Annotated in this window: 13 protein-coding genes; all 13 read right to left on the reverse strand. The window is 46.9% G+C overall.

Translation table 11 applies throughout. The features are described 5' to 3' along the window. Window positions 1-128: 128 nt before the first annotated feature. Genes FHW36_RS25755 through FHW36_RS25815 form a run of 13 tightly spaced genes read right to left on the reverse strand, consistent with a single transcriptional unit; the run spans window position 129 to window position 15,360 of the window. Window positions 129-1,514: an undecaprenyl-phosphate glucose phosphotransferase gene (locus tag FHW36_RS25755; protein WP_145673471.1), complete on the reverse strand. Its 1,386-nt coding sequence runs from the start codon at window positions 1,512-1,514 to the stop codon at window positions 129-131. A gap of 29 nt (window positions 1,515-1,543) precedes the next feature. Beyond that, a complete protein-coding gene (locus FHW36_RS25760) occupies window positions 1,544-2,767 on the reverse strand; it encodes a WcaI family glycosyltransferase (RefSeq protein WP_145673472.1) in 1,224 nt (407 codons plus the stop codon). Between the two features lie 18 nt (window positions 2,768-2,785). Then, window positions 2,786-4,219 carry a capsule assembly Wzi family protein gene (locus FHW36_RS25765; protein ID WP_145673473.1) on the reverse strand — a complete coding sequence of 478 codons (1,434 nt, stop codon included), beginning with the start codon at window positions 4,217-4,219 and terminating at the stop codon, window positions 2,786-2,788. After that, on the reverse strand, window positions 4,216-4,797 hold the full coding sequence (locus FHW36_RS25770; RefSeq protein ID WP_145673475.1) for a WcaF family extracellular polysaccharide biosynthesis acetyltransferase: 582 nt from the start codon (window positions 4,795-4,797) through the stop codon (window positions 4,216-4,218). Before FHW36_RS25770 ends, FHW36_RS25765 begins: the two co-directional genes overlap by 4 nt. A 6-nt stretch (window positions 4,798-4,803) precedes the next feature. Beyond that, entirely contained in the window at window positions 4,804-5,709 is a 906-nt protein-coding gene (locus FHW36_RS25775) for a glycosyltransferase family 2 protein (RefSeq protein ID WP_145673476.1), read from the reverse strand. After that, on the reverse strand, window positions 5,710-6,840 hold the full coding sequence (locus FHW36_RS25780) for an XrtY-associated glycosyltransferase XYAG1 (RefSeq protein WP_145673477.1): 1,131 nt from the start codon (window positions 6,838-6,840) through the stop codon (window positions 5,710-5,712). Window positions 6,841-6,850: 10 nt separating this feature from the next. After that, complete coding sequence (locus tag FHW36_RS25785; protein WP_145673478.1) at window positions 6,851-7,927, reverse strand: glycosyltransferase; 1,077 nt, start codon at window positions 7,925-7,927, stop codon at window positions 6,851-6,853. Continuing rightward, window positions 7,924-9,282, reverse strand: coding sequence for a hypothetical protein (locus FHW36_RS25790; protein WP_145673480.1), 1,359 nt, complete (start codon window positions 9,280-9,282; stop codon window positions 7,924-7,926). The genes FHW36_RS25785 and FHW36_RS25790 overlap by 4 nt, the downstream gene beginning before the upstream one ends. 2 nt (window positions 9,283-9,284) lie before the next feature. Then, window positions 9,285-10,211, reverse strand: a complete 927-nt coding sequence (locus FHW36_RS25795) for a polysaccharide pyruvyl transferase family protein (protein WP_186452596.1) — start codon at window positions 10,209-10,211, stop codon at window positions 9,285-9,287. An 11-nt stretch (window positions 10,212-10,222) separates the two neighbouring features. Then, the gene (locus FHW36_RS25800) at window positions 10,223-11,368 is read right to left on the reverse strand and encodes a glycosyltransferase (RefSeq protein ID WP_145673482.1); all 1,146 of its coding nucleotides are present in this window, start codon (window positions 11,366-11,368) and stop codon (window positions 10,223-10,225) included. A gap of 20 nt (window positions 11,369-11,388) precedes the next feature. Beyond that, on the reverse strand, window positions 11,389-12,654 hold the full coding sequence (locus FHW36_RS25805) for an O-antigen ligase family protein (protein WP_145673483.1): 1,266 nt from the start codon (window positions 12,652-12,654) through the stop codon (window positions 11,389-11,391). Next, on the reverse strand, window positions 12,638-13,801 hold the full coding sequence (locus FHW36_RS25810) for a glycosyltransferase family 4 protein (RefSeq protein ID WP_145673484.1): 1,164 nt from the start codon (window positions 13,799-13,801) through the stop codon (window positions 12,638-12,640). Before FHW36_RS25810 ends, FHW36_RS25805 begins: the two co-directional genes overlap by 17 nt. A gap of 5 nt (window positions 13,802-13,806) precedes the next feature. After that, complete coding sequence (locus FHW36_RS25815) at window positions 13,807-15,360, reverse strand: lipopolysaccharide biosynthesis protein (RefSeq protein ID WP_145673485.1); 1,554 nt, start codon at window positions 15,358-15,360, stop codon at window positions 13,807-13,809.

Below are 15,360 nucleotides of genomic sequence, written 5' to 3' on the forward strand. Positions count from 1 at the left end.
AATATATTTCTCCACCTGAAACGTGGATAAACGCCCGATAAATACCAAAAATAAAAAAAGGGCTGTACCATTTATTTATGATACAGCCTCTTTTTCTAAATCCGTTTTAAAGATATTTGCAGAGAGTATCAGAAAGCATTTTCTTCCCCTTTGATTGTATTCCGGATCGTTAAAAATATGATACGCAGATCCAAATATACCGACCAGTTTTCCATATACCAGATGTCATGTTCAATTCTTTTGCGCAGATGCGATTCATCTGTAATTTCTCCGCGCAATCCACTAACCTGTGCCCAACCGGTAATACCTGGTTTCAGGAAATGGCGGATCATGTATTGTTGTATCACCCGCGAATACTCCTCCGTATGACGGAGCATATGAGGGCGCGGTCCTACAATCGACATCTGCCCCATCCACACATTCAAAAACTGTGGCATTTCATCCAGGTTGGTTTTCCTGAGTATGCGGCCTATCCGCGTAAAGCGGCTATCGTGGCGCGTTGCCTGCCTGGAATTAGCGTCCTTGTTTACATGCATACTCCGTAGTTTCAAACAGGGAAAATTCTGGTTATTACGACCGGTACGATATTGAATAAAGAACACCGGTCCAGCCGATTCCAGCTTGATCAGCAGCGCCAGCAAAGGAATCAGCCAGGTCAAAATAAAGAGGATCACCAAACTGCTGAATATAATATCGAACACCCGCTTCCTTATACGGTTGGCAATATCATCCAATGGCTCGGCACGCAGTGAAATAATCGGGATGTTATTGAAGTAATCTACAAAGATCTGCCGGTTTACAAACAATTTAAAGTCCGGTACAAATCGGAAATGAATCAGGTTCAATTCAGCTTCCCTGGCCAATGTATACAGGTAAGGAAACTTTTCCGGCGATAAAGTAGAATAGATCTCCCGGATATTATTGGACTGCGCATAGGGAACACAAGCCTCCAGGTTGCCGATCACCGGGTAATACGACAGCTCATGTACATTGCTGTATTCTTCAAAATAACCTTCAAACTTCAGGTTGCTGTTATCTTCCAGTAATTTACCCGCCAATTCTTTCGACAGCTCATTATAACCCAGTATCACCACTTTTTTTTCCACGCCGTTGCGGTGAAGAATATGACTGGTGACCCGGTAAAAAGCCCAACGCCCCAATAATACCATCAGGATAAATCCCGTACAATAAATAAGGATAAACAAACGGGAATACAGCTGTTTGGAAAGAAACAGAAATAACAACAACAATAATAAATATAACAGGATACTTTGTACGGTTTTTCGTGCAATACGATCAAATGATAGCTGCTGGCTGAGAAAATAAATACCGGTAGTATACAGCGCCGCCATCCAGGAAAGATTGGAGACCATGAGGAAAATGTCTACATTGATATCCTGCATACGGTCATACCGCTGTAACCAGGAGCTGCTCATGAAAAACAGTACATTCAGGCAAATAAAATCCAGTGCAATTAACTGGATACTGCAAATTTTAAGATACCGGTTCAACATAAAAAAGAGATGGTTGATCAATAAAAGCGCTACGCTATTTGTTCTTCAAAATGCGTCATCACCCCCGAAATAGAAAGATAATCAGCTGCATAGGCGCGCGCATTTTTCGCTATATTGGCTGTATTATCCCATACAGCCCGTCCGATACCCGTTCGTAATGCTTCCAGGTTTTCGGCATCTACCAGTATGCCCATATTATGCCGGCTCACCAGCTCATGTAAACCCGTGCCGGTGTTGGCCGTAATGAGTGCTATACCACCAACTGCCAATATGGTGGTAAGCTTGGAAGGCATTACCAGGTCGCTGGCGTGCGACTTTTGAATAACCAGGTGCACATCTGCCATATTCAGGAAACGGTTAAACTGTTCGGCTGGCTGTAATGGCAAAAACGTCGTATTTTTCAGTTTCAGCTGCGCCGCCATCTGTTCCAACTTTGCTTTGTAAGGTCCGGAACCACAGATCAGGAACCGGATATCCGGCTGATGCTGCCAGGCCGCAGCGGCGTGTAACAAGGTTTCCAGCCCCTGCTTTTCACCGATAGCCCCTGAATACAACACAATCTTATCCGTAGCCGCAAAGCCAAATGCTTCCTTCAATGACGCTTTATCTGTTATCGGGTGAAACCGTGAAACATCCACCCAATTGGGAAAAAGGAAAACTTGCCCCCCGGTTTTATCGCGTATTTTCCGGATCATGCCATCTGCAATGCTGCTCACATGATCAGCATTCCGCAGGATCACTTGTTCCAGTTTCAACATTGTACTTATGAGGCGCCTGGAACGGATCATCTGCAGGTCCCTTGCTGCCTCTATTTGCAGGTCCTGCACATGATACACAAATGTAGCGCCCCGCAATTTTTTGTAAAGTACTGCCAGCAGACCCAGGTGAAATGGTGGCGCCACCGTGATCACGATATCAAACTTCCGGCGCCATACCAGCTGTACGACCTTTATAAATGCCGAGGCGGCAAACGAAGCATCCTGCAACACCCGTTTTTTGCCGGAGGGCACGGCCGGCACATATTGCGGACACCGGTATATAGTGATGTTTCCGGTTATTTCCTTTTTAAACCAGTTTTTTACACTGGCATAGGGCGCTTGTACCTCCCAGTCCGGATAATAAGGATAGGTGGTTATTACCGTGCAGTCGTATCCGTTATCTGCCAGCCAGTTAATCATTTCACCATTGTATTTGCCAATTCCTGTTGGCTCCGGTGAAAAATTGCCGCCTATCAGTAGTACTCGTTTACCCATATACGTTATATTTAAATCTCATCTTTTCCATGTCCACAGCATTCCCAACATGAGTCCTACGTTATTCGTCAGCTGCCCCTGGTCTACTGCTACCGATGCTGTAAGCATTATTCCTTTTCCAGGCAACAGGTAACGCAGCTCTTCCAGCGTATACCATTGCCGCTTCATAGGCGTAAATAGTGCCGGGTTGGTATAAGTACCATAATTCTGTGTATAAGTGATCAGTGTTTTGCTGGTTATTTTTTTTGTGAGATGATAAAGCATCCCAATATGTCCGCCCACCACGCGATTATTAATAATGTTTCCACCTTTCCCGCGTAGCGAATCCTTCGGTTGATCCCAGTTCATTGGCTTCATGCCGGGGAAATAATGCTGCCCCCTGTTACGGTCTATGAACAGGGGCGTACCAACAATGCGTTCATGATAATCCCAGCCGGTGAGGTACACCCCATTATTATAGTAACTTTCCCTGAGCCGTTGCAGATAAAAGTCGTTCGACTGTTTGGTATAAATAAATTCCGCCGTTATTTTATCGAGCCAGCTACCTGGTTTCTTGTTGGTATAAGTGATACCGAGCAGCCGGTCAATGTTACGGATATCGATGCCCTGCCCTGATTCGAAGGGTGTTTGATGATACAGGTGCAGTGCCAACTGCTCATTTTCCCAGTCAATCCCTCCTTCAATAATCCCCCGGTGATCGCCGGGCCGGTTAGGCTGTATATCGTTGTTACCTACGGTGCCATCATCTTTTGTTTTCACCAGCAATACATCCATAAACCCCTGCCAGTTGCTGGTTATAGCTGGCAGGTCTTTACGGCTGCCTCCCCATACAGCATAATGTTGTATGCCGCCAAATAACTTAAGTTTCTTTTTTCCTATGCGGAGATAGAAATTCTTTTCATGCAACCAGGCATTCCTGATAAACTGATCTCTCCCCATCCAGCCATGGCTCAACAATCCCTTGAACTGTAGCCATCCGTTTGTAAATGGCATACTGGTATATTTCGTAACTGCCAACCCTATCTTTGGAATGGGCAACGCATTACCGCTGATCCCCATAGACCCGCTGCTCAGCATAGGATCTACCTCCCCGATAATTTCCTCATACCGTCCTGCCCTGATCTCCCAGTTTTTATATCCCGCCTTCACATAGCCCTGCTCTATAAAAGTGCTGCCAAACTGGTTGTTATTATACACATCCAATCCATACTTCATATAAAAATGCTCCTGCCATACATGCAGGTTGCTAAAGCCTGCATGTGCGGATACATCTCCTTTACGGTCGCTGATAGTGCCAAAATGGTTTGACAACAACCATAGCGGGAGATAGTCCTTTGCGGCTACCGTCCCTATAGCCCCCGCATGCACTTCCAGCGAATCTGTCAGCCATTGCTGCGCTTGCAGGCAAATACTCAGGCACATAAACAGTAACAATACCGCACTTTTCTTCATATAGGCGCTACGTTTAGAAAAGTGACTGTATGTGCTGTCATATTCCGTTTACGCACTGCCAATGCAGGATTACCGGAATAAATCAGCCAGGGCTCCAGGTTCTTTGCTGCTACCGCATTCACGGTCAGCACACTGTGCGACCCACAGGTAACACCAGGGCATACCACCGCCATAGCGCCAATCCAGGCTCCGTCTTCAATGCAAATATTTCCCAGGCGATAAGGAAAATCAGTCAGTTTATAATCATGGTTACCTGTCAGCAACAGCGCCCCCTGGGAAATACACACATGATCGCCCAGTGTTACATCTGCCAGGTTATCTATCCATACTCCCTCCCCTAACCAACAGTGGTCGCCGATGGTTAACCGCCATGGATATTTGATCCTTACCTTCGTTTTAATAACCAGCCCTTTGCCAACGCTGGCGCCAAATAGCCTTAACAGCGCCCGTTTCAACGCATATGGCCATGGAAAAGCACTGTTGAACACATAATAGTTACAAAAGTACCAGACCAGCACTTTCCATTTGGGCCCGGCATAATAGCTACCCGTATTAAAAGCCGCTAGATTCGTTTTCATATAATATCAGATATGAATGTTATAATGCTTTTTCAACAATGCCATGATATCTTCCCTGCTTTCACCGCCTTTGAGTTGCTGTTCAAACTCCTGTACATTAACGTCTACGAGCAAACGATACCAGTATCCCTGCATAAAATGGAACAAAAAACCTTTATAACCATCCAGGAAGCCATAGCATAGTACATAGCGGAAAAGAAAATACATCGACGCCCGCATGCCTGGCGACAACGCTGCATATACCTTTTCTTTCAGGAAACGCTTCCGTTTTGCCTGCGAGCCCCGCGCCCTTAACAAACGATCGTCTGTTTGCCAGAACCCATAACGGATGTTGAGTAGGTCCACCATTTCCCGGATCGCATAATTATTATGCTTATTTACCCACCAGTGAATAGAATTCAGGTTATCATCCACAATATGTTCGTTAAACCGTATAGTAGTCCCCTCCGACAATACGATATGTTCGTCCATCCAACGCTGCTCTATGCTGCCCACTCCATTCCGCCAGATCCTCAGCAACGTGTGGGGGTAAAACCCGCCGTAACGGATCCATTTTCCTTTAAACAATACTTTCCTGCGGATATAGATCCCCGTTATATGGTCTGGTATTGTATCCATGCGCCTGCCTATTTCCTGTAGCAATCCCGGTTCCAGGTATTCGTCCGCATCCATGCGCATTACCCAGGGCGCTGTAATACCGGCGTGCTCCAACGCCCACTGAAATTGATCCGCATAGTTGACCCATTTACGCTGAAAAACCGTTGCCCCATAGCTTTCTGCAATAGCCACCGTATTATCGGTAGAAAAAGCGTCCACTATATAAATAGCGGTGGCCACCTGCCTCAGGTTCTGTAAACAACGGGCCAGGTGCAAGGATTCATTATAGGTGAGTATCACTACAGCCAATTCCATCTAAATACATTTTTCATATAGTTGCACATAAGAGGATGCCAGGCTGGCATCATTAAAATCAGCCCTGATCTGCCCGGGCGCGTGACGGGCAATATATAGCCGCCGTAACTTATCCCGGTAGGCTTCATTCAATTGTTTACTAATAGCTTCCACACTATCAATAGGCGTGACCCAACCCAGGTCATGTTCAGCGACGTAGCCTGCTAATCCCACCTGGTCGCTGATCAATACCGGCGTGCCGGTATACAACGCCTCAATCACCACGATCGCAAAATTTTCATTTCGGGAGGTAAGGGCAAACAGGTCGGTGGCAGCAAGGAAATGAAACTTATCCACGCTGCCCTTCCAACCTACCCATTCGACGTTGTTATCCATATCCAACGAAGTAATTAATGCCTTCAGTTCCAGCATATATTTTTCATCACCCGTACCGGCAATCATTAACCGATACGGGAAAGATACCCTGGAAAGTGCACGGATCAATAGATCCAGCCCTTTCTTAGGATCTACGCGCGATAAAAAACTAATCGTAAATACGCTATTGTCTGTACGGGCATATCGTTCATCCGGTAAATCAACCAGGTTAAACACCGCTCCTCCCTCCCATTCCTTATTCACCTGCTTACACTCCTTCCATTCCAACTCTGATGAAACATGCAGATAAGTACTGCGCAACAATCGTTTACCCACTACGGTATGCAGCAATTGCTTGCTGCGGTTGTTCCTGGCTGTAAATACATAATCACAGAACATGCCGTGCGGCGATAGCAATGGCTTGAGTTTTTTCCATTTACAGATAAAAGAAGCGCCAATCACCAGGAAATTCCACCAGGAGTGAATATGTATTTTATCGAACTGCCGGGCGTTCGTCCAAACCGCCTTCCACAACGCAGGCGATACATGGGTATGATCTCCTGTAATCCGCTTAAAGTAAGTCACCTTTACACCGTCCATCATTACTGTACTGTTGGCGGCAATGTCCAGCTCTTCCCTCCCGTTGGCGGTAGTAGTATATACCTCCACGGCATGTCCCATCAACACCAGCTGCTCCGCCAGCCTGGCAATCACCACAATGGGCCCCCCATATATATAAGCGGGTTTATAAGAAGGAACAATAAAAAGTATCTTCATAAAATGAGTATTATTGATTCACGGCATACAAGGAGTGTAACGCATTATCTACCATTGCCGTCATTGTCAGGTTTTCTTTTACGAAGCGCCGGGCCTGTTGCCCCAGGATATCTATTTTATCTTCAGGAAGTTTATCCAATGCGTACAGGCATTCCTCTATGCTTTCAAAGATCAGCCCATTGTAACCGTTCCGGATATAGCTATACTCCACGCACTGCAGCACCGCCTCGCTGCGTTTAAAAGTACACACCGGCTTGGCATAAGCCATTGCTTCCACAGCAGACAATCCAACCCAACCGGGCTGGAAATACAGGTCCGCCAGACCAAACAGTTCTTGTTTCACTGCAGGATCATATACGGCACCAAAATCATGTACATGCGGATATCCGCTGAAGTCAGGCTTGTACTTTCCGGCGCCGATAATGATAAAGCTATATTGTGCCGGATCAGTTTCCGAAATGAGCTTTAACAGGAGATCAATACGTCTCCCGACCTCGTTAAACCGTGCACAGTAGATCAACACCCGCCTGGCGCTGATACCATATTTTTCCCGCAGCAATGCCTTATCAGGGATAGGCTCCTGGATAATCCGTTCCACCTCTGAAATAGTATTATTCAGTGCCACGGCATTCATCCCTGGCATCACCTGTTGCCATAGCTCCAGCTCCCGGGAAGTATAAAACCAGGTTGCATCTGCCAGCTGCATCATCCATTTCAGCAAACGACTGGGCCGCCGTTCTTCCTGTATATATCTTTTCACGGAAATACCATGTCCCCAAAGGATCACCTTTTGCTTCAGGAAAGGTTTCAGCAGAAGAATCAGCCAGGTAGATAAATGGGCAAAGTTGAGCATCAGCACCAATATCTTGTAATCCGATCTGAAAAAACGCATGGGATTATATAACACAAAAGGCCCTACGCTCCAGGCAGACAAGGATTTTATCGAAGTGCTGCCCGCAGCCAGGTTTTGTTTTTGTAAAGCCGCTACTCCATCGTAGCAATAAAGGTCAAACGGCGCCTGCTCACGCAAACGGTTAAAGAAATGTTCCCTATAATGTGGTACCAGTGGCTGCACTATTGCTATCATACCAACATGTTTTTATTTGCATGAATAATACTGCTCACATCATATCCATAGATCTGCCGGTTGCCTTCATGAATAGAGTCGAAGGCTACCAGGCTGCCATCCCTCTTCCAGCGTGGGTGCAGATCACAGTGTAAGCCGCTCCTGGTAAAAGCCATTTGCTCCAGCGAAAAGGCCTTTAACACACCTTCATCCACTCCAGCCAGTAAACGATCTGCCAGCCGCAGGTCCGGTTTGGTATCAATCATGCGATAGGTGCCCAACGTTGTTTTTTGCTGGGTACTGTACTGGAAAAGAAACAGCGTACGGACTCCCTGCTGATCCGGGTAAGTGTCACAAATCATCCAATCCCGGTCAGCCGGACAAAACATAGGATGTCCATCTTCCGTTATGATATCTTTAGCCAGCATAGCTGGCACCGCATTGTCGGTATCTTCGAGCAACAACCAGTTAAAAGGCGCCACTGCTTTGGCTCCTCTCTCCCCGGTATATAATAACTTCTTCAACACCTTCTTGCCATTGGCTATCAAACCTGCCGGCATCATCTTATACAGTAATGATCCACGCAGCTTTTCAATACCACTGCCCGTTCTGCCCCAAATGGCAATATGCCCGTCATCTTTCCAGTCGAAGTGACTGAGAAATCCCGTGGCCAGGCATCTGAGCTCTCCACCATCAACCCCGATAGTCATCAGACGTGTGGTTTCACCACCATCCTTCAACTTATACCGGTGCAAAAATGCCAGCCTGTCCTGAGAGGGATTCAGTAGCAGATGCGTGATGTAATGATGTTGCCCCAGGGAGGGATTCATCCGGTAATTAGCCACTGCTGCAATAGACAGCAGCAGCGACTGCTCACCGGTATATACATTATGTATTGTAATGCCGGAATCCACAGGCGCATGGATATGCGCCTGCTTATCAGGAAGTCCGGTATAACCATATCCACCTACACGGAATAGCCGCGCATAATCTATTCCGAAAGCTATGCCTTCCTCCGTAATCACATGTGCAGGCAACGACAACGTGGACACACATTTACCGGCATTTGCATCATAGATCCGGGCGCCCCATTTCTCGCCCACGCGGTCATTTACTATCAAGGTATCAGTAGTCCCGATCCACTGCTGGCGGGCGCCCTGCGGATAATTATACGCATACGTACTTCCCAGCCGGTGAAACTGCTGCGCCGCGTCGAAGTAACCAATACCACACGCTACCCGCGGATCCGGTGGCACTGTAATATCCGGCGCCTGCAATGCCAGCAGCTTGTCACCCGTGAAGTTCCACGCCACCAAATCATGAAATCCAAAAAAGAAATCCCCCTCTCCTACTGATAAAATAAATTCCTTTTGCATAACTAATGGGTTGTAATAAATAAGGAAGTATCTATACACTGCTCTTTCTGTAACAAAGCTACCTGGTCATGAATCTTGTAATCAATCCGCCGGAGCACGTCTTCAGCTGATAAATAAAATTCTGCTACATCCTGTAGCGCTTTCAACAGGTCCGATTTCACCCTATCAGGCACCAGGAACTCAGCGCTGATACGGTTCCCGGAGAGCGACTTTATTCTCTGATGTAGAAATGACTTACGGTATAGCTTCACTTCCGTAACATCAATATTATAAAGCTGAATAGCAGCCTGCCAGTCCATCCACTTAAACGCCGACACACCACTACCTTCAGTATGCGGAGTAGACAACACAAACCTGTGCCAGGGAACTCTCAACGCATCAGCCAGGATAGCCCCATGCATTGCTTCTGTTATCACGTACTCCGATGCCGCAATTTCCTTCAAAGTATGCTCCACTCCTTTCTCTGAGCGTGGCGATATATAGTTAAAACCCAACCGGTAGCAGATACTTTCCCAATCAAAAAAAGGCACAGATTTAAAATAAGGGATCACGCTTACCCTGTGTTTCTTCGGCACCTGCAGCAACCGCCCAAAATCCGGTAGCTGGCGGATGGCATAAGCCGCATCAGCGATATACGGGAACTGGTTGTTAAAAGTATAGGCCGATAATGGCCCTCTCAGGAAACGGATATCCCAGCTGCCGTCAAGATGAAATGCCTTAGATACCGGTCGCACACCCGTGCCAAATACTATCTTTCTTTGGGAGGCCAGCTCACGGAATAACGGTGAACCGTTAAACAGGATAGAGCCTACGCCCAGAAATACTTCCGGATCTTCGCCTTTTCCTTCGCCAAACAACTGTGGCCATAGCCATCCATTGAGGTCGTCGCCAAAATTACCTTTGGGATCTTTATAATAAACATAATTCACAGTGCACACATTTACAGGTTAGCAATATGTAATACCTTATCTGCGTAGTTACTGTTGATCCATTCCGTAAAATCAACAGCACGCTTCTCCCAGCTGTGCGCCCCCTTATCTACCGATACCGGTTTTAACCCGCCGGACGCCAGCTCGCTGATAAGCGCCGCCAGCGATACCGGCGCATGATTATCAAAATAGTATCCTTCTTTACCAAATATCTCCAGCGGCTCACCAATCTTTCCGGTAAACACCGGCTTGTTGAAAGGAATGTACATATAGATTTTACTGGGACAACGCGCCCAATCCTGCACTGTATCATTCAGCGGAGAGATAAAAGCATCCGCTGCAGCAAAGTAGGAACTCAGCTCTTCTTCGGGAGTATAACCCAGGAACTGCACCTGCATTGACAGTCCGCGCTCCTTCACATAATCTTTCGCCTCTTCCTGGTGACGCCCCCTCCCCAGCAGCAGCAGGTGTATATCCGAGCGCTCCCTGCTAATTATTTCCATCGCCTGTAGCATGGTAAACAGGCCATAGTTACGGGTGAGCGTGCCCATATAAATAAGCAGCGTTTTCCCTTGATACATTTCGGCTAACTCCTGGTAACGAACCCTGGGCGATTCCACCACCTCATTATTAAATGCGTATGGAGAATAATGTACCGGCAACCGCTTCCGGAATAACTGCGCCGCCCTTTTGGTATACGTTCGGCAGAGGTATTTACTCGCGCATAACAATCCGTCGGCATACAACACCGACCAGTATTCCAGGGCCAACATAGCATATCTACGCAGGCCCCTGTTATCCGGAATACCAGATGGCAACTCTGAGTGTTCGATAAGTATCGTGGATTTCAGCTTCAATTTATTTTTTAAGATGCGGTTGCGGAAACTAAAAGAACAAAACAAGATATAGTCTGGCGCAATTTCATTTACCAACGCCGTCTTAATACGCACCTCTTCCGCCGCGGTCCCCTCAGGATAGTAATAGACCTGTACGGCATCACTGCATTCCATGGCAATACGCTTCCTGTTCTCTTCGGTATCCTGCGCAATAAGTGATACCTCCCAGCCGAGTAACAACAGCGGTTCTGCCATACCTATGGCCCGTTTCATGGTGGCAATAAATTTAATATCGCCCAGTGTAATGAAGCATATTTTCATAGTTGTTACTTTTAATCCATTTATATTTTCCCTTCGGGAGACATTAAAACTGTCTTTTCCGGCGCGTGCATTTCGGCTGATATTGCTTCATTTTCCGATATGCACTCATAATATGCCCGCAACAGGATGGCGCCAATTGCCGGGATATTAAACCGCAACTGTTGCACAGGTGAAAAAAGAAAAGTCCAGATCACACCTATAGTCATCAGCACCAATACCGGGTACAGCGCCGTATCTGCGGCATGACCCACCAGGTAAAACCCCATCCTCAGCAATAAAATAAATACCAGCAGCACCGCTATAAATCCTCCCAGGCCACAGTTTACCCAGGCGCCCAGCAAAATAGAATGACTGGGAATCAGGTGCTCTGTTGAAGTAGCCAGCTGTTCATTCATCTCTTCATTCTGGTACAACAAAAGAATGCGGTAGTATTTCAGATTATCGTCTTTTGCCCAGGATCCATGGCCAAACAACGGCGCATCGCTGATCGCCGCAAGCGCAGCAAAGGTTTCTCCACGCCCTGTCATCAGCAATTCCAAAGGATTATAAGGATTATCCAGCCGATCTATTTGCTCCGACGCGTGCTCGCCTCCTATTTCATGGTTCAATACTGCATTAACATAACATACATAGGCAAACTGGAACAACAGCAACCCCGATATGCCAAAAACCAGGAGCCGGTCACGCGTCAGATACATTCCGCTATTAAAGCAAAAAATGATGATAGCGCCCAGGAAAAATACCATCCCTGTTGAACGGGAATCCCTTGCAAAACACAACAGGCTGTACGCCAGCAACAATGCCAGCACCGCCTTCCACTGGCCATTCCGGTATAACAAAAACGATAGGATGTAAACGCCGTACGACAGAATAGGCACCATCTTGAATTTGAAATAGGACATATCCGTGTCTGCATTATCGTCTGTCCAGATAATATTTTTCACGAGGGTCATACAGAGAAAGAAAAAAATAACTTTATCATCCTTCAATGTCTTAAACAAAAAGAGAAAAGAGAGGATAGACATAATGATAGCTGCCCATCCGCGCATAAAATTATCAGCAGAACTTTTCACCACAAACAGATCTGTGATCACCTGGAAAATAAATAATAATGCGAGCGCCATAATGATCTTCCTGAACAATGGGAAAAGCTTGAAATCGCGTATATCAAATACAAACGGGGCCGATAACAGCACCATGATTTCATTCAGCTTCAGCTGTCCCACCAGCGAGAGATTTACCCCGCTAAGCAAAGTATATAAAGCAATTTTAAGCCGGTTGAGCATGGGCCGTTATTTTACCGCGCACGGTGTAGTCAACAATCTGCTGCAAACGTTGCCTGTTTACTTCCAGGCTATATTCCCGTTGAAAATCTTCCTGTAACAGTGCTCCTTTATCCGTATCAGCATCAAAGCCAAGTAAGGACTGTTTAAATGCCGCGGGTTCATCGGCCACGATAAAATGCTTACTCCTTACCCCTTCTACTCCCTTGGAAGTGCTGATAACAGGCGTTCTGAGCGCCATGGCTTCCAGGCATTTCAACCGGGTACCACTGCCATGCAGCAACGGGATAATCACCGCAGTGGCTACGGATATATACCATTTTACATCATCCACTTTACCAAAAGCCACAATGTTTTGGTAGTCATCTTTACCCGTAATACGTTTTAATGCTTCCTTGGATCCCCTGCCTACCAGCCATAGGTCGTACTTTTCGGCCAGCTCTTCATCCCACACATTTTCAATAAACCATTTCAGACCTGCATAATTCATATATACGCCGAAGTTGGCAGTCATCACCAGTACTCTCCGTTGTTTTTTTCCAAAAAGAGAATAGTCTTTCTGGTCCAAAAAGTTCGGCACTGTAAACACCTTCTGTTCTGGCAGAAACCGGGTATGGTACGCATGATCATCATCGCTCACCACCAATACTGCGGTCGCCTTCCTGAAGTATAACCGCTCATGCAGCTTTTCCATGCCAAACAACTGCAGCTTACGTAGCCGGTCCAGCAGGTTGCCGGAAGGCAGCTGCCAGGTGATCAGTGGCTGCGCATTATGTGTACCCAGGATCACCGGGATGTTCCGGGTCCTGAAAAAAGAAATATAATGACCTATGTAACCGTAATCGAGCATAGCAACGGCCACCGGGTACTCCCGGCATATTTCCCGGAATATATCCAGTATCGCGGAAGACCGCTGAAAATACTGTTTACCGGTAATGCGGGTCACCAGGTTAAAGTCTTTTACCTCATAAGTATAAAAAGTAACATTAGGGAGATGGTAATTTTGCAAATCTACCTTCTCCACGTTCCGCACTACGGCTATCACGTCATGTCCCAGCTGCGACAAGGCTTTGATCAGGTTATAGCTCCTGATCCTTTCTCCCCCGTTTTGCGGGAAAGGTGAAATATCTGTAAAGAATAGTATGTACATCTGCGTTAGTTTGCTTTTAATACAACCAGCCTTGCCTGCAACTTTGAAAGGCCCCGGCTAAATAACTGCGTTATCTTTGTCACCTCTTCCGGTGTCAGGCCAACCAGCCGCACCCAGACAATCATCCCCGTCACACTCACGAGGGTGGTAATACCGAGTCGCACAAATCCCTGCGGAAGAAACAATTGTGGTATGCCTGCCAGGGTCACAGATAACAGCGCCGGCACTATGGCCCGGATGACTACCTGCCTGGTAAACAGCCATGGCGACAAACCTGTAATCTTCCTGGCGGCAATCATACGGTAAATGCCGCTCACCACTTCTATAGCAATTGCGCTGACCAATACTGCGGAGGAAGGATATCCTGCCTTCAGCAGCAGCCAGGCAACAGGCAGGTTAAGCAGTACCATGGTACTCACCACCACCTGGTACTTCCTGATTTTACCGACTGACTGCACCGCCACCTGTATGCCAGCAGACAGCTGGTTTATCAGCGTGGCGACAACAATTAAACGGCACATCATCACTGTATACTCGGGTACCTGTTTCAGCCAGCATTGCAATACAAATGGCATTTCTATCATCATGGGAATGGCAAAAAAACTCAGCAGGTAAAAGGAAAATTTGCTGGCAATCATCGCCAGCCGCAGCATCCTCGGACGGTCGCCGCTGCCCTCACTTTTTATAATCTGTGGATTCAATGCCCGTAACATAGTCACAGAGAAATAACTCAATTGTGCATTCACCTGGTTGGCAATACCATAGGCAGCATTGACAATAGTGCCAAAAAACACGTTAAGCAGCAATGCCAGGCCCTGGTTACGGGCTACCACACTGCCTGCGCCAAACATGTTCCATCCGGCGTAAGCAAACATTTCCTTCAGCAAATGCCGGTCGAAATACCGCCGGATGCTGATCCGGCTTTCATCGTACTTCATACCGCAATACACTTGTTTAAACAGCAGCAGCAGCACCGTCAGCAACGCCATCAGTCCCCCGTATACAATAAGCTTGTCATAACCCGTATACTGCAGGGCCACGGCGATCAACAGCTTCCCCAAAGACTCTGCAACCCCCAGCGCTGCCACCATCACCATATTTTCCTGCGCGATCAGGGTAGCGTCATAAGGAACCGAAATAATGGTAAAAAAAGCACTGACCACCATAAACTGGAAAATGAGCTTTGCTGCCATGGTCCGTTCTACCGGGTAGTTCAATACATAACGGAGAAGGTAGGCTCCTGCCATTTCAAATAACAGCACCATTGCCAGTCCCAGTATAAAATGCAGCAACACGCTGGCGTTAAATACCGCCCTTAGCTTGTGGCTGTCTTTTGTACCGAGGTAAAAAGACATATACCGCTGTGTACTGATAGTCATGGCAATATTCAGAAAAGATAACATGGCAATCACCCCGCTGATCAGGTTAAATAACCCATAATCGGCCGCTCCCAGCAGGTTCAATACCAGCCGGGTGGCGTATAGAGAAATAAAAACGGTAATCAGCATCCGCCCGTAAAGTGCGCCCGTATTTAAGATTACCTTGTTAGCTACCTGCAT

This window comes from Chitinophaga polysaccharea (assembly GCF_007829335.1).
In the GTDB taxonomy this organism is placed as follows: Bacteria; Bacteroidota; Bacteroidia; order Chitinophagales; family Chitinophagaceae; genus Chitinophaga; species Chitinophaga polysaccharea_B.